Genomic DNA, 22,397 nt, shown 5'->3' with positions numbered 1-22,397 from the left:
ATCAGCCGACCGCGGCCAGCAGTCGGCGATGGAACCGAGCCTCGCCGCTGATCTCCGGGTGGAAGCTCAGCCCGATGAGCGCCCCCTGCTCGACGCCGACGATGCGTCCGTCCTCGAGCTGCGCCAGCACGTCGGCACGCGGTCCGACCGATTCGATGAGCGGGCCGCGGATGAACGCGGCGCGAACGGGTGCACCCGAGATCGCCGGAGCGCGCAGCTCGGCCTCGAAGGAGTCGACCTGCCGACCGAAGGCGTTGCGCCGGACGACGGCGTCGAGCCCGCCGAAGGACTGCTGCCCGTCGATGGCGTCGACGACCGTGTCGGCGAGCATGATGAGACCCGCGCAGGTGCCGAGCACCGGCATCCCGTCTCGGATCGCGTCGCGGATCGGCTCACGGACCTCGAACGCACGTGAGAGCTTGTCGATCACGCTGGATTCCCCGCCGGGGATCACCAGAGCATCCACCTGCGCGAGCTCGCCGGCGCGGCGGACGCGCAGCGTGTCGACGTCGAGCCCCTGCAGGACGTGCTCGTGCTCGCGCACGTCGCCCTGCAGGGCCAGGATGCCGACGCGTGGACTACCAGCCACGCTCGGCGAGCCGGTGCGGCGCCGGCAGGTCGGACACGTTGATGCCGACCATGGCCTCGCCGAGGCCGCGGGACACCTCGGCGATGACCTTGGCGTCGTCGTAGAACGTCGTGGCCTTCACGATCGCCTTCGCCCGAGCCGCCGGGTCGCCGGACTTGAAGATGCCGGATCCGACGAAGACGCCGTCCGCACCGAGCTGCATCATCATCGCGGCATCCGCCGGGGTGGCGACGCCGCCGGCGACGAACAGCACGACGGGGAGCTTGCCTGTGGACGCGATCTCGGCGACAAGCTCGTACGGTGCCTGCAGCTCCTTGGCCGCGACGTAGAGCTCGTCCTTGGGGAGCGCTGCGAGAGCGGCGATCTCTCCGCGGATCTTGCGGATGTGCTTCATCGCCTCCGACACGTCGCCGGTGCCGGCCTCGCCCTTGGAGCGGATCATGGCAGCGCCCTCGTTGATGCGACGCAGAGCCTCGCCGAGGTTCGTCGCGCCGCACACGAACGGAATCGTGAAGTCGTACTTGTCGATGTGGTTGACGTAGTCGGCCGGCGAGAGCACCTCGGATTCGTCGATGTAGTCGACACCGAGCTCCTGCAGCACCTGCGCCTCGACGAAATGCCCGATGCGCGCCTTCGCCATCACCGGGATCGAGACGGCGTCGATGATGCTGTCGATCATGTCGGGGTCGCTCATGCGCGATACGCCGCCCTGGGCGCGGATGTCCGCCGGGACGCGCTCGAGCGCCATGACGGCGACGGCACCGGCGTCCTCGGCGATCTTCGCCTGCTCTGCGGTGACGACGTCCATGATGACGCCGCCCTTGAGCATCTCGGCGAGACCGCGCTTGACGCGTGCCGATCCAGTGGTGGTGTTCTCGTCGCTCTTCTCAGCCGTGGCCATGGTGGATCCTTCCGTGCATCCAATCGTGCTTTTGATCTATGCCAAAAGATATCACCGTGCGGGCGCACCCTAGACTCGGATGACGGGAGGTGTCGTGAACGAGCAGATCACCGGGCGGACGGCCAGCGAGATCGCCACCAGCGTGCGCGCGCTGCGTGAACGCGGTGTGCTCTCCCCCGGCACTCTGCTGCCGCCGGTCCGCGAGCTCGCGGCTCGGCTCGGCGTCAACCGCAACACCACGGTCGCCGCCTACCGCCAGCTGTCGCAGGCCGGAATCGTCGTCACCCGGGGCCGCGCAGGGACGATGCTCGTCGAACACGACGCCGTGGCTCAGGAGGGGTACGCGCAGGACACCGTGCTGCGCGACATCGGAACCGGCAACCCGGACCCCACTCTGATCCCGGATCCGTTCTCGGTGCTCAGCGGCGTGCTCGGTCGCCCTGTTCTCTACGGCGAGCCCGTCATCGATCCGTCGCTCGAGGCCTGGGCGCGTGACTGGATCGCCCCCGATCTGCCGGCATCCGATTTCCGTGTCACGATCACGAGCGGCGCTGTGGATGCCGTGGAACGGCTGCTCGCACAGGCACTGATGCGCGACGACGCGGTCGCGCTCGAGGATCCGTGCTTCCTCGCCAGCATCCACACGGTGCGTCTCGGCGGTTATCGCGCCGTCCCCGTACCCGTCGACGACGAGGGCATGACTGTCGAGGGACTCCGCGCGGCGTTGGATGCCGGAGTACGAGCGGTCATCTCCACGCCGCGGGCGCAGAACCCGACGGGCGTGAGCCTCTCCCCCGAGCGGGCGGCTGCCCTGCGCGCACTGCTCGCGGAGCATCCGTACGTCCTCATCATCGAGGACGACCACTTCTCGATGCTGTCGGAGCGGCCGTACGAGAGCCTGATCGGGCCCGGGCACCGACGGTTCGCGCTGCTGCGATCGGTGTCGAAGTTCCTCGGTCCTGACATGTGCCTGGCGATCGCAGCGACGGATCCCGAGACGGCCGAGCGCCTCGCGATGCGCCTGAGCCCCGGCACCACGTGGGTGAGTCATCTGCTGCAGCGGTTGACGATCGGCATGCTCACCGATGACACGGCTGCGACGACGATCCGCGCGGCCGGCGCCCACTACGCGGAACGCAACCGCGCGTTCGCCGCTCGCCTCCGAGACCACGGAATCGACGCCGAATACGTCGACGGCATGAATCTGTGGGTGCGGCTTCCCCGTCCGGCCCGCTCCGTCTCGGAACGGCTGATGCGACGGGGGTGGCTGGCCCGCACCGGTGACGAGTTCCTCCTCGACGAGGCCGCCGGCCCCTCCCATCACATGCGCCTGACCGTGCACGCTCTGAGCGATGTGGACGCCGAGCAGCTGGCCGCTGACATCAGCACAGCCGTGCGGTGATCGTGCGGCGCAGGTGAGAAGATCGAGGGATGAAGATCCTCTCGATCCAGTCCGCCGTCGCCTACGGACACGTCGGCAACTCGGCCGCTGTCTTCCCGCTGCAGCGCATCGGCGTCGACGTCCTGCCGGTGTACACGGTGAACTTCTCCAACCACACCGGCTACGGGGCCTGGCGCGGTCCGCTCATCGACCCGGACGACGTCCGTGATGTGATCACCGGCATCGAAGAGCGCGGCGTCTTCGAGCAGGTCGACGCGATCCTGTCCGGGTATCAGGGCGGCGAAGGCATCGGCGATGTGATCATCGACGCCGTGGCTCGCGTGAAGGCCGCGAACCCCCGAGCGCTGTACGCGTGCGACCCGGTGATGGGCAACGCGAAATCCGGATGCTTCGTCGCACCGGCGATCCCTGAGCTCCTGCGCGAGAGGGTCGTGCCCGTCGCCGACATCATCACGCCGAACCAGTTCGAGCTCGGCTTCCTCACCCGCACCGAGCCAGACACGCTCGAGTCGACGCTGGAGTCCGTGGACCTCGCTCGCGCGATGGGCCCGCGGACCGTGCTCGTCACCAGCGTCGAACGACCCGATCGCGAGGAGGGCACCATCGAGATGCTCGCCGTCGACGACGCCGGAGCGTGGATCGTGCAGACGCCGTTCCTGCCGATGAAGGCGAACGGCTCCGGCGACGTCACGGCGGCGCTGTTCACCGCGCACTACGTCGAGACCGGCAGCGCGCAGGTCGCGCTCGAGCGCACGGCGTCGAGCGTGTTCGATCTGCTGCAGCTGACCCTGGATTCAGGAGAGCGGGAGCTGCAGCTCATCGAGGCGCAGGAGTCCTACGCCCACCCGAAGCTCCAGTTCACAGCACGTCAGGTGCGCTGACCGGTTCCCGAGCCTGTCGAAGAGTCAGCTCGCCGGCCAGGCGTTGGCGACGGCCTCACGCACTTCGCCGAGGAGCTGCGGGAGCGCCTTCGTCTTCGCGATGATCGGGAAGAAGTTCGAATCGGACTTCCACCGCGGAACGATGTGCTGGTGCAGGTGCGCGTCGACACCAGCCCCGGCGACGGCCCCCTGGTTCATGCCCAGGTTGAAGCCGTCGCAGTTCGACACCTCCCGCAGCACCCGCATGCCCACCTGGGTGAGCGCGCCGATCTCGGCGACCTCCTCGGGCGTCGCCTGGTCGTAGGTGGCGATGTGGCGGTACGGGCACACGAGCAGATGCCCGGAGTTGTACGGGAACAGGTTCAGCAGCACGTACGCCGTCTCGCCGCGTGCGACGATCAGGCGCTCGGCATCAGGATGCTTCGGAGCCTCGCAGAACGGGCATTCCTCGCGCAGCGGCTCCGGGCCCGCCTGGATGTACGCCATCCGGTGCGGGGTCCACAGCCGCTGGAACTCGTCAGGGACGCCGGCGAGGTGCCCGGCATCCTCGGCGGCATCCCCCTCGGTCACGGCAGGTCACCCACGGTGTGCACGAGTGCGTGCGACTCGATCGCCGCGCGGATGCGGGCGACGGCATCCGCGACCGGCACGCCGTTCTCCTGCGTGCCGTCACGGAATCGGAACGAGACGGTTCCGGCATCCCGGTCCTTCTCCCCCGCGATGAGGATCAGCGGCACCTTGCCGGTGGTGTGGTTGCGGATCTTCTTCTGCATCCGGCCATCCGAGGTGTCGAGCTCAGCACGGACACCGCTGTCCCGCAGCGTCGTGATGACCTCGCCGAGATAGTCGGCGAAGTCATCCGCTACGGGGATGCCGACGACCTGCAGGGGCGAGAGCCACACCGGGAAGTCGCCGGCGTAGTGCTCGAGCAGGATCGCGAAGAAACGCTCGATCGAACCGAAGAGCGCCCGGTGGATCATGATCGGACGCTTCTTCTGCCCGTCCTTGTCCATGAACTCGAGGTCGAAGCGCTCCGGGAGGTTCGGGTCGACCTGGACCGTGGAGAGCTGCCAGGTGCGTCCGATCGCGTCGCGGGTCTTCAGGTCGATCTTGGGGCCGTAGAAGGCCGCCTCGCCTGGTACCTCGGTGAGCTTGAGGCCGGATGCCAGTGCGACGCGTCGCAGCGCATCGGTCGAGCTCTCCCAGAACTCGTCGGAGCCGATCCACTTGGACTTCTCATCGTCCTTCATCGACAGCTCGAGTTCGAAGTCCGACAGACCGAAGTCGCGGAGCATCGAGAGGATGAACTCCAGGACCTTGCCGACTTCTTCTTCGAGCTGGTCGGGGGTGACGAACAGGTGCGAGTCGTCCTGAGTGAAGCCGCGCACCCGGGTGAGGCCGTGCAGCGCGCCGGAGAGCTCGTTGCGGTAGACCGTGCCGTTCTCAGCCAATCGGAGCGGCAGGTCGCGGTAACTGCGCGCGCGCTCCTTGTAGATGAGGATGTGCATCGGGCAGTTCATGGGCTTCAGGTAATAGTCCTGGCCCTGCTTGGTGATGTTGCCCTCGTCGTCGCGCTCCTCGTCCATGACGATGGGCGGGAACATCCCGTCCTTGTAGGTGACGAGGTGGTTCGAGGTGAGGAACAGATCCTCCTTCGAGATGTGCGGCGTGTACACGTAGGTGTAGCCGCCCTCGATGTGGCGCTTGCGCGCGTGCTGCTCCATCTCGCCGCGGATCATCCCGCCGCGCGGGTGCCAGACGCTGAGCCCGGAGCCGATCTCCTCCGGGAAGGAGAACAGGTCGAGCTCCTTGCCGAGGCGTCGATGGTCGCGCTTGGCTGCCTCTTCAAGACGGTGCTGGTACGCGCGCAGTTCATCCTTGGTGGGCCACGCCGTGCCGTAGATGCGCTGCAGCTGCGGGTTCTTCTCGCTGCCGCGCCAGTAGGCCGCGGCGATGCGGGTGAGATCCCACCCGTTCCCGATCATGCGTGTGCTGGGCAGGTGCGGACCGCGGCAGAGGTCCTTCCAGACGACCTCGCCGTCGCGCGTGGTGTTGTCGTAGATGGTGAGCTCGCCGGCGCCGACCTCGACGGAAGCTCCTTCGGCGGCTTCCTTGCCGCCGCCCTTGAGCCCGATGAGCTCGAGCTTGAACGGCTCGTTCGCGAGCTCGGCGCGCGCCTCGTCGTCGGTGACGACGCGGCGGACGAAGCGCTGGCCCTCGCGGACGATGCGCTGCATCTCCTTGGAGATCGCCTTGATGTCCTCGGGGGTGAACGGAGTCTCGACGCCGAAGTCGTAGTAGAAGCCGTCGGTGACGGGCGGGCCGATGCCGAGGTTCGCCTGCGGGTTGATGCGCTGCACCGCCTGGGCGAGGACGTGAGCGGTCGAGTGCCTGAGGATCGCGAGGCCGTCCTCGCTGTCGATCGTGACCGGCTCGACCTCGTCGGTCTCGGTCACGGTGGTCGCGAGATCCTTGAGTTCGCCGTTCACACGCATGGCGACGACGGATCGGTCAGAGAACAGGGCGAAGCCGTCACGGGGGGCGGCGTTCGACTCGTCGATTTCAGGCACAGGTCACTCCATCTGGGTCGCCCTCTAGGCTACTCGCCTCGCGGGGGTGGCCCGTGCGCTCACGTGTGCGTCACGAAGTGGTTGCACGCGAGCACGATGCGTCGCAGACAGACTGCCGCCGTGTACGCGTATGCAGGTCCGTAAGCCGATTGCGCGATCGGTGCGGATTCGAGTCGGCGGAGTACCGCATCAGCCGCATCGGCCGCTCGAGCGAGCTTTGCACCGGCCTCCGGGTCATCCGTGACCGCACCGACGATGTCCGCGCACGCGCGAACCGCATCGGCCAGGGCCTGCGCTGTTGCGGCATCAGGAGACTCGCCCTCATCGGTTGCCTGGATCAGGACGACCGCGAGGTCCCGAGCGGCGTCGCTCGTTCGAGCCAGCGCCGACATCCGCAGTGTGTTGAGCTCTTTGTCCGCTGCGCGCCGTCTCCCGCGTGGATTCGCCCGGCTGCTCTCGTCCGCTTGACGGACCTCGTCCTCGACGGTGGAGAGCATCGCAGGCAGATCGTCCGTCGCGCGGGCGAGCCGTTCTGCGTCAACAGGGTCCTCGGCCACGGCATCCGCGATCTCCTCGAGTGCGCCCCGCAACTTCTCGCGCAGGCCGGTGAGCTGCTCGCCGGCTCTTCTCAGGAACAGCGGCGGGACGACGATGAGGTTCATCGCCACTCCGACGAGGACGCCGAATGCGGTCGTGAACAGATACGACAGCGTGAAGTCGTCACCCGCCGGTCCACCGACCAGCAGCACGAACAGTCCGGCGATCGCGACCCAATCCCGCCCATCGCCGAGCGCTGCGATCCCACCGAGGGCGATTCCGACGGCGATGACCATCGCGACCGCGACCACGCCTGGAGCACCGGTCGACACGAGCAGGAGCCCGCCGAGCCCCAGGACGATGCCTATCGCGAGACCGATGAGGGCTTGGACGCCAGCACGCGCGGATCCGACCACGGTCGGATACATGCTGATGAGCACGCCCAGTGGCGCGTAGTACGAGTACTCGCTGTCGGCCAGGGGCACGAACGGCGCGAGGTACCACGCGATCGCGGCGGCGATCGCCGTCTTGGCTGCGAGCAGCAGACGGTCACCGCTGGTGGCCTCGCGGCCCCATCCGGTGAAGGAGGAGGTGACGCGGTTACGGGAGGTCTTCGACGTCGACCTCATCCTCGTCGTTTTCCTCGCCGTCTGCCCGTTCCGACGCAGCTGGATCCTCATCGCCGACGTTGAAGTCCGGGTCGGTCCCGACCACCGTCGGTCGTTCGTCCTTCTGCTCGTCCATGGGGTTCGACATGTCGTGCTCCGTTCATCCTGTGCGGGACATCAGTCTTGCGTTCTGCTTCAGATTCGCCGCGCCCGTTGACTTTCGGCGAAAGGCCACCGCCATTCGCTGACCGCAGGGCTGTCTTCACCGTGCTGCCTCGTGTAGTCGCGCGCACGCTCACGGCGGGCGAGCAGATCCGCGATCAGCGTCGAGTAAGTCGATTCGCCGTCGGGGAGCCGGCGAAGAGCGTCGGCGGCGAGCCGAAAACGATCGAGGTCGTTCAGCATGACCATGTCGAACGGCGTCGTGGTCGTGCCCTTCTCCACATAGCCGCGCACGTGAAGGTTCGCGTGGCCCCGGCGGCGATATGCCAGTCGATGGATGAGCCAGGGATAACCGTGGTAGGCGAATACGATCGGCCTGTCTGCGGTGAAGGTCGCATCGAAGTCATCGTCCGACATGCCATGCGGGTGCTGATCCTCGGCCTGCAGCTTCATCAGGTCGACGACGTTCACGACTCGCAGCGCGATCTCGGGCGCTTCCTCACGGAGGATGGCCGCCGCGGCGAGCACCTCGAGCGTGGGGACGTCGCCTGCCGCGGCGAGGACGACGTCCGCGCTGTGCTCGTCCGTCTCCGAACCTGCCCATTCCAGGATGCCGACACCTCGCGTGCAGTGCCTCACGGCCTCGTCCATGGTGAGCCACTGGGGAGCGTCCTGTTTTCCAGCGACGACGACGTTGACGTAGTCGACCGTTCGGAGACAGTGATCGTATGTGCTGAGAAGCGTGTTGGCGTCGAACGGCAGATAGACGCGAACGACGTCGGCGCTCTTGTTCATCGCGAGGTCGATGAAACCGGGATCCTGATGGGTGAACCCGTTGTGATCCTGACGCCAGACGTGGCTCGAGAGCAGATAGTTCAGACTCGCGACGGGACGGCGCCACTCGATCGACCGGGAGGTCTCCAGCCACTTGGCGTGCTGGTTGAACATCGAGTCGACGATGTGCACGAATGCCTCGTACGAGTTGAAGATTCCGTGGCGCCCCGTCAGGAGGTACCCTTCGAGCCATCCCTGGCACTGGTGTTCGCTGAGCACCTCCATCACCCGCCCGGCGCGGGCGAGATGCTCGTCGAGCGGGCTGGTCTGAGCATTCCATTGTTTGTCCGTCGCCTCGTACACGGCGGGTGCGAGTTTGTTGGACGCGGTCTCGTCCGGACCGAAGATCCTGAAGGTGTGCGGATTGCGGCGGATGACGTCCGCCAGATAGCCGCCGAGGACCTCGGTGGCCTTGGCATCCGAGGCGCCGGGGCGGTCGACATCCACGGCGAAGTCTCGGAACTCCGGAAGATCCAGGTCCTCCCGGAGCACGCCGCCATTGGCGTGCGGGGACGCGGACATCCGCCGGTCGGCGTCCGGGACGAGACCGTCGATCTCCCTGTTCGGGGTTCCCTCGGCGCCGAACAGCTCGACGGGATCGTATGACCTGAGCCACTCCTCCAACTGGTGCAGGTGCCCGACGTTCTCGCGGGCCCCTGGTAGGGGGACCTGATGCGCCCGCCACGTGCCTTCGACGGGAAGTCCGTCCACCAACTCGGGTCCGGTCCAGCCCTTGGGCGAACGGAGGATGATCATCGGCCAGCGAGGGCGCACCGAGTCCCCTTCGCGAGCGGCGGTGCGGATCTCGGCGATGCGATCCGCCGCCAGGTCCAGCGTCTTCGCGAACCGTCGGTGCACGTCGCCGTGCTCATCGTCTGCAGAGAACTCGACCAGCAGCGGATCGTGCCCGTACCCGCGCATGAGGTCCAGCAGCTCGTCGTCAGGGACGCGATCCAACACCGTCGGATTGGCGATCTTCCAGCCGTTCAGGTGCAGGATCGGCAGCACCGTGCCGTCGGTGACGGGGTCGAGGAATTTGTTCGCGTGCCAGGCAGTGGCCAGCGGCCCGGTCTCGGCTTCACCGTCGCCGATCACGCAGAACACCGTGAGTGCCGGGTTGTCGAACGCCGCGCCGTAGGCGTGGCTCAGGGAGTATCCCAGCTCACCGCCCTCATGAATCGAGCCCGGCGTCTCCGGAGCGGCATGACTGGGGATACCCCCGGGGAAGGAGAACTGCCGGAAGAGGCGGGCCATGCCCTCTTCATCTCTTGTGATGCTGGGGTAGATCTCCGAATAGGTGCCGTCCAGCCACGCGTTGGCGACCATGCCCGGCCCCCCATGACCCGGTCCGGTGATGTAGAGCGCATCCAGCCCGCGATCCTGGATGAGCCGGTTGGCGTGCGCGTAGACGAGGTTCAGTCCCGGCACCGTGCCGAAATGCCCCAGCAACCGGGGCTTCACATGCTCTTTCACGAGCGGTTCGGTCAACAGCGGATTCGACTGCAGGTAGATCTGCCCCACGCTGAGATAGTTCGCGGCGCGCCACCACGCCTCCAGTTGCGCGACTCTGGCGTCATCGATCATGCGTTCACGATAGGACCCGAACAGCTATGGTCCACAGGGGTTGCGCAGAGAGCCCGTATGGTCCAAGCTCGCGGAGAACGATCGATGAAACACGAAAACCCCCGGTGAGACCGAGGGTTTTGTCTGTGCGCGATACTGGGATCGAACCAGTGACCTCTTCCGTGTCAGGGAAGCGCGCTACCGCTGCGCCAATCGCGCCCGTTGGGGCTGTTCAGTTGTACGGTGAGGTGGCGACGGGATTCGAACCCGTGTAAACGGCTTTGCAGGCCGGTGCCTAGCCGCTCGGCCACGCCACCGTGTGGATTGACCCCACGTGCCGTGAGCCTCTGGAAGAGACTCTCTGCACTCGAGCGGATGACGAGATTCGAACTCGCGACCCTCACCTTGGCAAGGTGATGCGCTACCACTGCGCTACATCCGCATTTCGTGTTCCGGCGTCCCGGGCACTTGTAAAACATTAGCCGAAGATTCCCGAGGCGCAAAACTCGACACGGATCTCGCGCGTGTCCATAGGAATGGTCCTGGGGCGCTGAAACCGTCCGGTAGTATCGATTCCTGACCCCATGGGTCTTGGGCGATTGGCGCAGTTGGTAGCGCGCTTCCTTCACACGGAAGAGGTCGTCGGTTCGAGTCCGGCATCGCCCACCATCTCATCTCCGTCTCGCACGTCGATGTCGGCATCCGCGCGTATCGTTCTGCGCGTGCCGAAAGTAGAATCACTGCCCGGTCCCTGCTCGCTCTGCGGCGGTCTCCGGGGAGTCCGTACCCACGGCGGATGGACATGCGCCTCCTGCGAGTGGCGCTACGGCGATGTCCCGGACGCCGACCTGCCACTCCCCCGCATCGACGTCGTCTACTACCTGCGCTTCGACCGCCGTGTGAAGATCGGCACCAGCAGACGTCCGAAACAGCGGCTCGCCAGCATCCGGCACGACGAGCTCCTCGCGTTCGAACGCGGCGACCGCAACCTCGAGCAGCAGCGCCACCGCGATTTCGCCGCCATCCGTGAGGGCGGCGAGTGGTTCACGTTCTCGACAGAGCTCGAGGCGCACACGACCGAGCTCCGACGAGCCGGGGAGCCCTGGCTCCTTTACGCCCGCTGGCTCAGCGGCGCCCTGCGAGCGGGTACCGTGAACGGATGATCCGACACATCGCGCGTTGGGCGCTCGCTCTCGGCCTCGCCTTCATGGGTGTACTGCATTTCGTTCAGACCAGAGGCTTCCGCGGACTCATCCCCGATTGGGCGACCCGCGCGACGGGACTCGACAAGGACGGCGTCGTCATCGCGTCCGGCGCCGCTGAGCTCGCGCTCGCAGCAGCGCTCATCGCGCTTCCCAAGGAACGCCATCGCATCGGCTGGGCGACCGCGACGTTCTTCGTGGCCGTGTTCCCCGGCAACGTCGAGCAGTGGCGCACCCACCGCTCCGCTCCGGGCCTCGACACCGACACCAAGCGGTTCGTCCGCCTGTTCCTCCAGCCGGTCCTCATCGCCTGGGCGCTCTGGAGCACGGGCACTCGGCCCACGCGCAGCCGACGCTGATACGGTGGCTGCGTCGGCACGTCGTCGACGTCAGGGAAGACTTCTTGTCGACCAACGGGCCGTATCCGGCCATTTCGTTCTCCGTCGCCTCCTCTGGATGATCATGAGGAGACCCGATTTCAGTGCACTCGCATACCCTGCCCAACAACGTGCCCACAGGCCCTGCGCTTCCGATCGGCTCGACCGCGATCGTGTATTGCGAAGGCCAATTCGGCGAACAGGATGGCAAGACGGCGAACGGCCTTGTCCGACACTCGGAGAAGTACAAGATCCTCAGCGTCATCGACAGCCGCCTCGCCGGTGCGGACGCCGGTGCGCAGCTCGACGGCAAGCCCAGCGGCATCCCGATATTCGCGAGTCTGGCCGAAGCACTCGCACATGCGGGCACGGTTCCCGACTACCTCATCTGCGGCGTCGCACCGGCCAACGGACTCCTCTCCCCCGCCCAGCGAATCGTCCTGCTTGACGGCATCGTCGACGGAATGCACATCATCAACGGCCTGCACGAGTTCTTGAACGATGATGCGGAGTTCGTCGCCGCAGCGCTTCTCGCGGGCGTGACCATCACCGACGTGCGACGTCCGAAAGACACGAAGGACCTCCACCTGTTCTCGGGGCGCATCTTCGATGTGACCTGCCCGCGCATCGCCGTCCTCGGGACCGACGGCGCAATCGGCAAGCGGACCACCGCGACGCTCCTCGTCCAGGCGCTCAACGAGCGGGGTATCCGCGCCGTCATGGTGGGCACCGGGCAGACGACGATCATCCAGGGCGGTCGTTACGGGGTCGCTCTGGACGCGCTCGTCCCGCAGTTCTGCTCGGGCGAGGTCGAGAATCAGGTCGTCGCCGCGTTTGAAGGTGAAGACCCCGACATCATCATCGTGGAGGGACAGGGAGCGCTGAGCCATCCTGCATATCTGACGTCCGCGCACATCCTTCGAGGCAGCAGACCCGCCGGTGTGATCGTGCAGCACGCCCCGGGCAGAGAGGTTCTCGGGGATTTCCCCATGGTACCGATGCCCACTATCGCCAGTGAGGTCGCGCTCATCGAAGCATTCGCCGAGACCCGCGTGATCGGCGTGACGGTCAATCACGAGAACCTGTCGGTCACGCAGATCGCCGCGGCCATCGACGCCATCGAACTGGAGATCGGCGTACCTGCGACAGATCCGCTGACCCGCCCGCTGAGTGCGCTGGTCGACATGGTGCTCGCGGCTTTCCCGATGCTGACTGCGAAAGCGGCGTCCGAGCGCGTCTGACCACGCGGAATCGCGCACCACAACGCGCATCTCCCCTGTCCGATTGACGGGGAGATGCGCGTCGGGCCCCCGATCTCAGGCGCGCGCGGCGGTACGCGTCGCAGTGCTCGCCGGCTGTGGCTTCGAGAAGACCACCACGACGATCACGGCGGCACCGACCACCACGTGCGGGAGCCACACGTTGAATGCCTCACCGGCGAATCCGAAGATCCACGGCGACAGCGCGAGGAACAGGCTCGCGACGATGTCGAAGACGAGGTGCACCGGCATCGGGATGAACCCGAACGGACCCCACTCGTACTTCGTGAAGAGGCTGTACACGATGAGCCCGATGCCCAGCACGATCGGGATGACGACAGCAGCACCGCCGACGCTCGCGAATCCGAAGAGCCAGGGTGCGGCGATCAAGGCGATGCCGACGATGTAGTCGAGGACGCCGTGGACCTTTGTGGGGATGAAGCGCATGATTTCCTCCTTGAGTACCACCGCGTTGCGCGGTGTCACAGAAGGTTCGGTGCGCTCCGGGTTTCGGATCGGATATTCCCGGATCCGCACACCGGCAGAACGCTCAGTCGGCCTCGCCGTCCGCTTCCGGCATGCCAGGCCCCGGGCCAGGACGCACGGCCGCGTCCTCTGCCACGTCGACCCGCTTCACCCCATCGTGCTCCGTAACCTCGACGCGGGGCGCGGCGTCGGCCTCGGTCGCGTCAGGGGCCGCCGTGAGCTGATCGTGGCGCTTCTCTTCGAAAGTCATATCTTCGCCGGACATGTCTCCGAACCTACGCGCCGCTCGTCCGGCTGTTGAGGGGATTGCGCCGGCACGTCCGTGTTGGTAGCGAGCGTCAGGAACTCAGCGCACCGCCCACCCGTACCGATGGACGAGCGCTTCGGACACTCGGTCGTAACGCCCACGGTCGAGGACGGCTGCTTCGCGCCGCATCCCGCGCGCGTGCACGCTGTACAGCTGCTCGATGTCGACCCATGACTCGCGTCCCTGCGAGTCCCAGTCGCCGCGGCCGATCGAGAGATAGTCGCGATCGTGCTCATGAGGCTTGCTCGTCATCCGCACGACGTACACGCGATCGGCGGACTGTCTGCCGATCACCAGGACCGGACGGTCCTTGCCGCGCCCATCGTTCTCCTGGTAGGGCACCCAGGTCCAGATGACCTCGCCCGAGTCGGGCATTCCGTCCTTCGACGGCGAGTAGTCGACCTGGAGCCCGGGTACGCGGTCGGGGTCGACCTGCACGGTCCCGCTCCCCTGCGAGCGCCCCGCTCCTGGCTCCGCCTGCCCCGACGCGCCAGAACGTCCCGGCTCCGTTGCGGGAGTCCGGGACGTTCTGCTCGACAATGCCCTGATGACGAGGTCCGCCAGCTGACGGAGGATGCTCGGGGAAGAACTCACCCCGTCACCCTACCGACCGGCATCCTGCCTGATCATGCGTCGACGAGTGCGTACCCCTCTTCGCCGTGGACGACAGAGTCGACTCCGGCGATCTCGTCCTCGTTCGTGATCCGGAATCCGATCGTCTTCTGGATCGCGAAGCCGATGATGTAGGCCACCACGAACGCGTAGATCAGCACTCCGAAGGCGGCGATGACCTGGACCACGAGCTGACGGGCGTCACCGCCGACGAAGAGTCCGGTGCCTGTGGCGAAGAAGCCGAGGTACACGGTTCCGAGCAGACCGCCGACGAGGTGGATGCCGACGACATCGAGCGAGTCGTCGAAGCCGAGCCGGAACTTCAGCTCCACGGCGAGGGCGCAGACGACACCAGCGAGAGCACCGAGCAGCAGCGACCAGCCAGGCGTCAGATTCGCGCACGCCGGGGTGATCGCGACGAGACCGGCGACAGCACCGGACGCCGCGCCGACCGACGTGGCCTTCCCGTCCTTGATGCGTTCGACGAGGATCCAGCCGAGGATGGCGGCCGCGGTGGCACCGAGGGTGTTCAGGCCGATCAGGCCGACACCGCCCATGTCATCCGCGAGCCATTCCGCACCGGCGTTGAAGCCGAACCAGCCGAACCACAGGAGAGCCGCGCCGAGCAGCGTGAGCGGCACGTTGTGCGGCTTGAGGATGCCCTTCTGGAATCCGATGCGCTTGCCGAGGACGAGCGCCAGAGCCAGAGCCGCCGCACCGGCGTTGATGTGCACTGCTGTACCGCCGGCGTAGTCGATCACTCCGATACCGCTGTCCTCCCCGAACAGGAAGGTGCCGAGGTTCATGATCCATCCGCCGCCCCACACCCATGCCGCGATCGGGAAGTATCCGACCGTCGCGAACACACCGGCGAAGATCAGCCAGCTGCCGAACTTCGCCCGATCGGCGATCGCACCGGAGATCAGGGCGATGGTGATGATCGCGAAGGTCGCACCGTAGGCGACGCCGAGGAGGGCGACGTTGGAGCCGTCTCCCGCAGCCAGGCCGCTGAGGCCGAAGTCCGCGAACGGGTTGCCGGCGAAAGCCGTCGGGCTGTCGACCGCACTCATCGAGAAGCCGAACAGGATCCACAGCACGGCGACGAGACCGATCGAGCCGAAGCTCATCATCATCATGCTGACGACACTCTTGGCCTTGACGAGTCCGCCGTAGAAGAACGCGACGCCTGGCGTCATGAGGAGCACGAGCGCCGTGGCGGTAATACCCCACGAGATGTTGCCGGGAGCATCCATAGGAAAACCTCACATCCGAAGTAGTTGAGAGCTTCAGTGTGTCGAGGCTCCGTTTCCGGAATGCACGTCTCCTGTTTCGGCGCTGTTACACCACGCACCGCCGTGTGAACATCGCGTTACGGGGTGCTCTGCACCTGCGCAGAATGCGTCAGAGCGTTTAGCCGGGATATGGCGCGCAGATACTTCTTGCGGTAACCGCCGCCGAGCATCTCCTCGGCGAACACCTGGTCGAGGCTCACGCCGGTGGCGACGATCGGCACCTGCGCGTCATAGACGCGGTCCACGAACGCGACGAATCGCAGCGCCTCGGACTGATCGGTGAGCACGTGAACGTCGCGCAACCCCACCAGCGAGATGTCGTCGATCAGCCGGATGTATCGCGACGGGTGGACCTTGGCGAGGTGCCGGACCACATCGCCGAAGACATCATCGGATGCCACGCCCTGTGTCGACGCGATCGCGCTCTCGTACTCGGCGTCCGAGAGGACGACGGCCTTGCCGTCGAGCGCCCGCTGCCGGAAGTCGGTGCCGTCGATGCGGATCGTCTCGAAGCTGTCCGACATGGCGTGGATCTCGCGCAGGAAGTCCTGCGCGGCGAACCGTCCCTCTCCGAGTGCGTTCGGCGGCGTGTTCGAGGTGGCGGCGAGTCGGGTGCCGGATGCCACGAGCTCGCCCAGTAGGCGGGTCATGACCATCGTGTCGCCCGGGTCGTCGAGCTCGAACTCGTCGATGCACAGCAGGTCGGAACCTCGCAGCAGATCGACGGTGTTCTTGTACCCGAGGGCGCCGACGAGCGCGGTGTACTCGATGAAGGAGCCGAAGTACTTACGACGGGCCGGCATCGCGTGGTAGATCGACGCCAGCAGGTGGGTCTTGCCGACACCGAAACCGCCGTCCAGGTAGACGCCGGGCTTGAGGTCCGGCTCCTTCTTGGCACGGCTGAAGAAGCCGCCCTTCTTGGCCGGGCCTCCTCGCCCGGCGAACCGCTGCAGCAGCTGCTTCGATTCGGCCTGTGACGGGTACGCGTCATCCGATCGGTAGCTCTCGAACGTGGCGCCGTCGAACTGCGGCGGCGGGACGAGGCTGGCGAGCATCTCGGGTCCGGTGACGACGGGTTCACGCGAGGTGAGGTGGATCGGTTCGGTCATGCGATTCCTGTGTCGAAGTCTTACGGATCCGGCGCCGGGCGCACCGAACGGCTCTAATGTCGAAGGGGACGGCTCAACACTACGCCGTCACCCCTGAGGCCCATCCACCCGAGGAGCGTCACATGACCATCGCGTTCGACACGAGCGTCCCGAAGTTCGCAGAGTACTCCGAGCCCGGCAGGCTCGTCAGCACCGAGTGGCTGGCCGCTCACCTCGGGGAGCCGGGGCTGGTCGTCGTGGAGTCCGACGAGGACGTGCTGCTCTATGAGACCGGCCACATCCCCGGCGCGGTGAAGGTCGACTGGCACACCGAACTCAACGACCCCGTCGTCCGCGACTACGTCGACGGCGAGGGATTCGCCGCGCTGCTGAGCCGCAAGGGCATCTCGCGCGACGACACCGTGGTCATATACGGCGACAAGAACAACTGGTGGGCCGCGTACGCGCTGTGGGTGTTCTCGCTGTTCGGGCATGAGGACGTGCGTCTGCTCGACGGCGGTCGCGACCGCTGGATCTCCGAGGGCCGCGAGATCACGACCGAGGTCTCCACTCCCGCACCGACCGACTACCCGGTCGTCGAGCGGGACGACTCGGTGCTGCGCGCGTACAAGGACGACGTGGTGGGGTTCATCGGACAGGGGCCGCTGATCGATGTCCGCTCGCCGGAGGAGTACAGCGGTGAGCGCACGACAGCGCCCGCGTACCCGGAGGAGGGCACGCTGCGTGCAGGGCATATCCCCACCGCGCAGAGCGTGCCATGGGCGAAGGCCGTCGCCGAGGACGGCGGATTCAGGAGCCGTGCCGAGCTCGACGCGATCTACCGCGACGGCGCAGGCATCGCCGAGGGGGACGACATCGTCGCCTACTGCCGGATCGGCGAACGCTCCAGCCACACCTGGTTCGTCCTCAAGCACCTCCTGGGCTTCGACAGCGTCCGCAACTACGACGGATCCTGGACCGAGTGGGGCAGCGCCGTGCGCGTTCCCATCGTCACGGGAAGCGAGCCCGGCACGCTCTGACCGTGGAATGATTGCTGGAATGAGCAGCACCCAGGTTCCAGACGCCCTCGCGGAGATCCGAGACGACTTCCTCGAGCTCCCCGAGGCCGAGCGCCTTCAGCTTCTGCTGGAGTTCTCGCAGGAGCTGCCCGCTGTCTCCGACGAGGTCGCCGCGCACCCGGAGATGGCCGAACGGGTCGCTGAGTGCCAGTCCCCGGTGTACATCTACGTCGAGGTGCACGACGACATCGTCACGATGCACGCGACGGCGCCGCCGGAAGCCCCGACGACACGCGGCTTCGCCAGCATCCTCGTCCAGGGCATCACCGGGCTCACCGCCGATCAGGTCCTATCGATCCCCGACGACTACCCGCAGTCGATCGGCCTGACCCGCGCGGTCTCACCGCTTCGGATCGGCGGGATGACGGGGATGCTGATGCGTGTCAAGCGTCAGGTCTCGCACAAGCGCTGATCGCGTTCAGCCCGACGCGCTGAACCCGTTGGCGCTCATCCACTCGGTGATCGCGGCGGTCCAGCCGATCTGGTCGTAGTTCCAGATCTTGGTGTGCCTGGCGACGGAGAACGGCGGCATCGTGACGAGATCCGGACGCGCAGCCGCCAGCGCGTGCGAGGCGTCCGCCGGCACGAACCCGTCGTCATCGCTGTGCAGGATCAGCGTCGGGATCGTCAGCTCCTGAGCCCGCGCGACCATGTCGAGCTTGTCGAACGGAATCGCGTCCTCTGCACCGCTCAGTCGAGCGGTGAGAGGTGAGGACAGCGCGTTCATCGCCAGCGCCGGCAGCGGGTCGACGATCCCGGTGGCGTGCGCCTGGAACTTGAGCACGGTGCGCCAGTCGACGACCGGCGAGTCGAGGACGAGCCCTGCTATCGCCTGACGGTTGCCGGACGACAGCGCCGTCTGCAGCGCGATGGCGCCGCCCATCGACCAGCCCATGAGCACCACCCGCACAGCGCCGTGACGCAGGGCGTATCCGATCGCGGCATCCACATCGCGCCATTCCGACGCGCCGAGCGCATAGGAGCCACCGCGGCTGCGGGGCGCTTCGCCGTCGTTGCGGTAGGACACGACGAGGTTCGGCAGCCCCATGGCGTGGAACACCGGAACCGCCCGCAGGCACTCGGCCCGCGTGACACCGCGGCCGTGCACCTGTATCACCCAGGTCGACGACGCAGCGGGGAAGAACCACGCCGGGCACGGCCCGGCAGGCGAACCGATCAGCACCGGTTCCCAGGGCAGATGCAGCTCGGTCGGCGACGAGTAGTACCAGCCGCTGAAACCTGCTGCGCGGTCGATCTGCGCGCCGGGCTCGATCTTCGTCAGGAGCTTGCGGCGCACGCTCTTCGCGTCGGTGCTGAGTACCGCGCCGAGCTTCACGTATCCGTATGTTCCGGTCGTGAACAGGCCGTAGCGGCCCGGGAGCTCGGTATCGGGGGTCCTGCGCAGCTCGATCGTCTGCGCTCCCGTGTCGACGGCGAGGATCTCGGTGTCCGCCACCCGCGACTTCGGGGTGACGACCCGACGCCCGATGGAGAACACCAGAAGGGCCGCTCCCGCGGCGAACGCGAGCAGCGCGGGTACCAGCAGAGCAACGGCGTGCCTGAGACTCTTCATCGCTTCCTGACTCTAGCCTGACACCGTGAGCGCACACCCCGACGCCGGAGCGCAGTTCGAGCGCGTTGCCGACGAACTTCGCGCGACGACGTTCCGCACGGACATCGTGGTGCGCGAGATCACCGCACCGCAGGGTCTCGCGCCGTTCTCGATCGCGCTCGCCGCAGACGTCCGACCGGACGAGCACGGCACGTCGATCTACGGCACCGGCCGTTTCGTGCTGCTGCATGATCCGGATGAACCGTCGGCGTGGGGCGGCCCCTGGCGCATCGTCGCGTTCGCCCAGGCGCCGCTCGAGCCGGAGATCGGCACGGACCCGCTGCTGTCCGACGTCACGTGGTCGTGGCTCGTGGACGCCCTCGATTCCCGCGATGCGCAGTATCACTCGGCATCCGGAACGTCGACGAAGACGATCTCCAAGGGATTCGGATCTCTCGCGTCAGAAGGCGATGGCGCCCAGATCGAACTACGCTCTTCTTGGACGCCGGAAGAGCCGTTCCGGCCGCACGTTGAAGCATGGGCCGAACTGGTCGGCATGCTCGCCGGTCTCCCGCCCGGCTCCGAGAACATCGCCGTGTTCGGCGCGCGAAAGGCAGGTCGTGACTGAGTATTCCGTCATCGACGATTTCTCCCGTTTCGAAGAGGCATGCCGCACCCTGGCCGCCGGCACCGGCCCCGTCGCGGTCGACGTCGAGCGCGCATCAGGGTTCCGGTACTCGCAACGCGCGTATCTCGTGCAGGTCTTCCGCAGGGATGCCGGCGTGTTCCTGTTCGACCCTCCTGCCGTCGGCGACTTCGCACCGCTGCAGGAGGCCATCGCGGACGTCGAGTGGGTCTTCCACGCCGCCAGCCAGGATCTGCCGTCGCTGCGCGAGCTAGGACTCGAGCCGGCGGTGATCTTCGATACCGAGCTTGCAGCGCGCCTGCTCGGCCATGAGCGCGTCGGTCTCGCCGCCGTCGTCGAGGACACGATCGGCATCACGTTGAAGAAGGAGCACTCGGCGGCCGACTGGTCGACCAGACCCCTCCCCGAGTCCTGGTTGGAGTACGCCGCCCTCGACGTGCTGCACCTCATCGACGTCCGCGACAAGATCGCCGCCGAGCTGGAGGAGCAGGACAAGACGGAGTACGCCGCGCAGGAGTTCGCCGCGACGCTCGCCCAGCCGCCTCGACCGCCTCGCGAGGACCCCTGGCGCCGCCTGAGCGGTCTGCACCAGGTGAAGGGTGCTCGAAACCTCGCCGTCGCCAGGTCGCTGTGGGAAGCGCGCGAAGAGTATGCGCAGCAGCAGGACACCTCCCCCGGGCGCCTGGTGCCTGACCGCGCTCTGGTGGCCGCCGTGCTGGCGAGCCCTCAGTCGAAGCAGGCTCTGGCAGGCGTGCAGGCGTTCAACGGCCGCGCAAGCCGGTCGGAGCTCGACCGCTGGTGGAAGGCGATCGTCCGAGGGCGTGAGACGGAAGACCTGCCCAAGACGCGCGTCCCCAGCGACGCATTGCCTCCGCCCCGGGCATGGTCTGAGCGCAATCCTGAGGCCGACGCACGACTGAAGGCTGCACGTCCGGCTGTCGAGGAGGTCGCGGAGGCGCTGCACATGCCCACCGAGAACCTGCTCAAGCCCGAGACGCTGCGCAGACTCGCCTGGACGCCCCCGGCTCTTACGACGGATGCTGTCGCCGGGGCGCTGGAAGCACTCGGTGCTCGCCCGTGGCAGATTGAGCACACTGCACAGAAGATCGTGGATGCCTTTGTAGAAGCTGCTCAATCGCCCGACCCGGCCCTCGCTTCGGAATCGTAGGTTCGATCCAACCGATTCCGTTCGCCATGACCGCGCTCCTAGGCTGAACTCAATCCCAACCCTTGGAGGCAGAGTGGCCGAGATCTCGGACGTCTTCTTCGTCGATGGCATGCGCACCCCGTTCGGGCGCGCCGGCGAAAAAGGCATGTACTGGAACACCCGTGCGGACGACCTCGCCGTGAAGGCGACGATCGGTCTCATGGAGCGCAACTCCGCGGTTCCCGCGGACCGCATCGACGACGTCGCCATCGCAGCGACGTCGCAGACCGGTGATCAGGGGCTGACTCTCGGACGATCCGTCGCGATCCTCGCCGGTCTCCCCAACACCGTCCCCGGCCTCGCCGTCGAGCGCATGTGCGCCGGCGCCATGACCAGCGTGACGACCATGGCCGCGTCGATCGGCATCGGCATGTACGACTTCGCCCTCGCCGGCGGTGTCGAGCACATGGGTCACCACCCGATCGGCGGCAACGCCGACCCGAATCCGCGTTTCGTCGCCGAGAAGATGGTCGACCCCGGTGCCCTGAACATGGGCGTCACCGCGGAGCGTATCTTCGACCGCTTCCCGCACCTGACCAAGGAGCGCTCCGACCGCTTCGGCATGCTCAGCCAGCACAAGGTGCAGGCCGCGTACGACGCCGGCAAGATCCAGCCCGATCTCGTGTCGGTCGCTGTGAAGGACGCCGCAGGCGCGTGGGGTCTGGCAACGGAGGATGAGGGCCGACGCCCGCAGACGACCATGGAGGATCTGGCTGCGCTGAAGACGCCGTTCCGCCCGCACGGCCGTGTCACAGCGGGTACCTCATCGCCGCTCACCGATGGTGCGACCATGTCGTTGCTCGCCGGCGGCGGCGCCGTCAAGGAGTTCGGTCTGCAGCCGAAGATGAAGCTCGTCTCGTTCGCGTTCGCGGGCGTGCAGCCCGAGATCATGGGCATCGGCCCGATCCCGTCGACCGAGAAGGCGCTGAAGAAGGCTGGTCTCGACATCTCCGACATCGGCCTGTTCGAGCTGAACGAGGCCTTCGCGATCCAGGTCATCTCGCTGCTCGACCACTTCGGCATCGCCGACGACGATCCCCGTGTCAACCAGTGGGGCGGCGCGATCGCGCTCGGGCACCCGCTGGCGGCATCCGGTGTGCGCCTGATGATCCAGCTCGCCGCGCAGTTCGCCGAACGGCCCGATGTCCGTTACGGTCTGACCGCCATGTGCGTCGGCCTCGGCCAGGGCGGATCGGTCATCTGGGAGAACCCGTTCTACGACGGCAAGAAGCGCAAGTGAGGG

At 66.8% G+C, this 22,397-nt stretch carries 23 protein-coding genes and 4 tRNA genes; 11 read left to right on the top strand and 16 right to left on the bottom strand.

Going from position 1 to position 22,397, the window contains the following annotated elements:
* Position 1: 1 nt before the first annotated feature.
* Complete coding sequence (gene pdxT, locus KHB019_RS02025; protein WP_337457986.1) at positions 2 to 589, bottom strand: pyridoxal 5'-phosphate synthase glutaminase subunit PdxT; 588 nt, start codon at positions 587 to 589, stop codon at positions 2 to 4.
* The gene (gene pdxS / locus KHB019_RS02020; protein WP_337457985.1) at positions 579 to 1,490 is read right to left on the bottom strand and encodes a pyridoxal 5'-phosphate synthase lyase subunit PdxS; all 912 of its coding nucleotides are present in this window, start codon (positions 1,488 to 1,490) and stop codon (positions 579 to 581) included. Before pdxS ends, pdxT begins: the two co-directional genes overlap by 11 nt.
* Before the next feature lie 79 nt (positions 1,491 to 1,569).
* Here pdxS and KHB019_RS02015 point away from each other — a divergent pair, with 79 nt between their 5' ends.
* Positions 1,570 to 2,892 (top strand): aminotransferase class I/II-fold pyridoxal phosphate-dependent enzyme, encoded by a 1,323-nt coding sequence (locus KHB019_RS02015; protein WP_230103180.1) that lies wholly within the window; start codon positions 1,570 to 1,572, stop codon positions 2,890 to 2,892.
* A 29-nt stretch (positions 2,893 to 2,921) separates the two neighbouring features.
* The gene (gene pdxY, locus KHB019_RS02010) at positions 2,922 to 3,773 is read left to right on the top strand and encodes a pyridoxal kinase PdxY (protein ID WP_230103179.1); all 852 of its coding nucleotides are present in this window, start codon (positions 2,922 to 2,924) and stop codon (positions 3,771 to 3,773) included.
* Between the two features lie 24 nt (positions 3,774 to 3,797).
* Here the strand turns inward: pdxY and KHB019_RS02005 are convergent, their stop codons facing one another.
* The 8 genes from KHB019_RS02005 to KHB019_RS01970 form a co-directional block, all read right to left on the bottom strand.
* Positions 3,798 to 4,343, bottom strand: coding sequence for an HIT family protein (locus tag KHB019_RS02005; protein WP_230103178.1), 546 nt, complete (start codon positions 4,341 to 4,343; stop codon positions 3,798 to 3,800).
* Positions 4,340 to 6,268, bottom strand: coding sequence for a threonine--tRNA ligase (thrS, locus tag KHB019_RS02000; RefSeq protein WP_337458388.1), 1,929 nt, complete (start codon positions 6,266 to 6,268; stop codon positions 4,340 to 4,342). Before thrS ends, KHB019_RS02005 begins: the two co-directional genes overlap by 4 nt.
* 134 nt (positions 6,269 to 6,402) lie before the next feature.
* A complete protein-coding gene (locus KHB019_RS01995) occupies positions 6,403 to 7,509 on the bottom strand; it encodes an FUSC family protein (RefSeq protein ID WP_337457984.1) in 1,107 nt (368 codons plus the stop codon).
* Positions 7,481 to 7,636, bottom strand: a complete 156-nt coding sequence (locus KHB019_RS01990; RefSeq protein ID WP_325470675.1) for a hypothetical protein — start codon at positions 7,634 to 7,636, stop codon at positions 7,481 to 7,483. The genes KHB019_RS01995 and KHB019_RS01990 overlap by 29 nt, the downstream gene beginning before the upstream one ends.
* Before the next feature lie 47 nt (positions 7,637 to 7,683).
* Positions 7,684 to 10,068 (bottom strand): phosphoketolase family protein, encoded by a 2,385-nt coding sequence (locus KHB019_RS01985; RefSeq protein WP_230103175.1) that lies wholly within the window; start codon positions 10,066 to 10,068, stop codon positions 7,684 to 7,686.
* A gap of 126 nt (positions 10,069 to 10,194) precedes the next feature.
* A tRNA-Val gene (locus KHB019_RS01980) sits at positions 10,195 to 10,266 on the bottom strand.
* A gap of 27 nt (positions 10,267 to 10,293) precedes the next feature.
* Positions 10,294 to 10,364: transfer RNA gene (locus tag KHB019_RS01975), tRNA-Cys, on the bottom strand.
* A 53-nt stretch (positions 10,365 to 10,417) separates the two neighbouring features.
* Positions 10,418 to 10,489 (bottom strand) — tRNA-Gly (locus tag KHB019_RS01970).
* A 151-nt stretch (positions 10,490 to 10,640) separates the two neighbouring features.
* Between KHB019_RS01970 and KHB019_RS01965 the strand changes: the two genes are divergently transcribed.
* From KHB019_RS01965 to KHB019_RS01950, 4 genes are all read left to right on the top strand, one after another.
* Positions 10,641 to 10,716 (top strand) — tRNA-Val (locus KHB019_RS01965).
* A gap of 53 nt (positions 10,717 to 10,769) precedes the next feature.
* Positions 10,770 to 11,210: a GIY-YIG nuclease family protein gene (locus KHB019_RS01960; protein WP_230103174.1), complete on the top strand. Its 441-nt coding sequence runs from the start codon at positions 10,770 to 10,772 to the stop codon at positions 11,208 to 11,210.
* Positions 11,207 to 11,608: a DoxX family protein gene (locus KHB019_RS01955; protein WP_230103173.1), complete on the top strand. Its 402-nt coding sequence runs from the start codon at positions 11,207 to 11,209 to the stop codon at positions 11,606 to 11,608. The genes KHB019_RS01960 and KHB019_RS01955 overlap by 4 nt, the downstream gene beginning before the upstream one ends.
* Before the next feature lie 149 nt (positions 11,609 to 11,757).
* On the top strand, positions 11,758 to 12,867 hold the full coding sequence (locus tag KHB019_RS01950; protein WP_230103172.1) for a DUF1611 domain-containing protein: 1,110 nt from the start codon (positions 11,758 to 11,760) through the stop codon (positions 12,865 to 12,867).
* Positions 12,868 to 12,942: 75 nt separating this feature from the next.
* Here KHB019_RS01950 and KHB019_RS01945 read toward each other — a convergent pair whose 3' ends face one another.
* From KHB019_RS01945 to zapE, 5 genes are all read right to left on the bottom strand, one after another.
* On the bottom strand, positions 12,943 to 13,332 hold the full coding sequence (locus KHB019_RS01945) for an SPW repeat domain-containing protein (RefSeq protein WP_337457983.1): 390 nt from the start codon (positions 13,330 to 13,332) through the stop codon (positions 12,943 to 12,945).
* A gap of 103 nt (positions 13,333 to 13,435) precedes the next feature.
* Complete coding sequence (locus tag KHB019_RS01940) at positions 13,436 to 13,636, bottom strand: multidrug transporter (RefSeq protein ID WP_230103170.1); 201 nt, start codon at positions 13,634 to 13,636, stop codon at positions 13,436 to 13,438.
* An 81-nt stretch (positions 13,637 to 13,717) separates the two neighbouring features.
* Entirely contained in the window at positions 13,718 to 14,116 is a 399-nt protein-coding gene (locus KHB019_RS01935) for a type II toxin-antitoxin system PemK/MazF family toxin (protein ID WP_230103169.1), read from the bottom strand.
* Positions 14,117 to 14,304: 188 nt separating this feature from the next.
* A complete protein-coding gene (locus tag KHB019_RS01930) occupies positions 14,305 to 15,543 on the bottom strand; it encodes an ammonium transporter (protein ID WP_230103168.1) in 1,239 nt (412 codons plus the stop codon).
* Positions 15,544 to 15,659: 116 nt separating this feature from the next.
* Entirely contained in the window at positions 15,660 to 16,691 is a 1,032-nt protein-coding gene (gene zapE / locus KHB019_RS01925) for a cell division protein ZapE (protein ID WP_325470678.1), read from the bottom strand.
* A 122-nt stretch (positions 16,692 to 16,813) separates the two neighbouring features.
* Between zapE and KHB019_RS01920 the strand changes: the two genes are divergently transcribed.
* Both KHB019_RS01920 and KHB019_RS01915 read left to right on the top strand, forming a co-directional pair.
* Entirely contained in the window at positions 16,814 to 17,710 is an 897-nt protein-coding gene (locus KHB019_RS01920; protein ID WP_337457982.1) for a sulfurtransferase, read from the top strand.
* Positions 17,711 to 17,729: 19 nt separating this feature from the next.
* Positions 17,730 to 18,161 carry a SufE family protein gene (locus KHB019_RS01915; protein WP_325470680.1) on the top strand — a complete coding sequence of 144 codons (432 nt, stop codon included), beginning with the start codon at positions 17,730 to 17,732 and terminating at the stop codon, positions 18,159 to 18,161.
* 6 nt (positions 18,162 to 18,167) lie between these two features.
* Here the strand turns inward: KHB019_RS01915 and KHB019_RS01910 are convergent, their stop codons facing one another.
* A complete protein-coding gene (locus KHB019_RS01910; RefSeq protein WP_337457981.1) occupies positions 18,168 to 19,322 on the bottom strand; it encodes an alpha/beta hydrolase family protein in 1,155 nt (384 codons plus the stop codon).
* 25 nt (positions 19,323 to 19,347) lie between these two features.
* Between KHB019_RS01910 and KHB019_RS01905 the strand changes: the two genes are divergently transcribed.
* The 3 genes from KHB019_RS01905 (at position 19,348) to KHB019_RS01895 (ending at position 22,394) form a co-directional block, all read left to right on the top strand.
* The gene (locus tag KHB019_RS01905) at positions 19,348 to 19,929 is read left to right on the top strand and encodes a DUF3000 domain-containing protein (RefSeq protein WP_337457980.1); all 582 of its coding nucleotides are present in this window, start codon (positions 19,348 to 19,350) and stop codon (positions 19,927 to 19,929) included.
* Positions 19,922 to 21,115 (top strand): ribonuclease D, encoded by a 1,194-nt coding sequence (locus KHB019_RS01900; RefSeq protein ID WP_337457979.1) that lies wholly within the window; start codon positions 19,922 to 19,924, stop codon positions 21,113 to 21,115. The genes KHB019_RS01905 and KHB019_RS01900 overlap by 8 nt, the downstream gene beginning before the upstream one ends.
* 73 nt (positions 21,116 to 21,188) lie before the next feature.
* Entirely contained in the window at positions 21,189 to 22,394 is a 1,206-nt protein-coding gene (locus KHB019_RS01895; protein ID WP_230103161.1) for a thiolase family protein, read from the top strand.
* The last annotated feature ends 3 nt before the right edge of the window (positions 22,395 to 22,397 follow it).

This window comes from Microbacterium sp. KHB019 (genome assembly GCF_037285405.1).
Lineage (GTDB): Bacteria > Actinomycetota > Actinomycetes > Actinomycetales > Microbacteriaceae > Microbacterium.
This window is presented reverse-complemented; position numbering and strand designations above follow the sequence as displayed.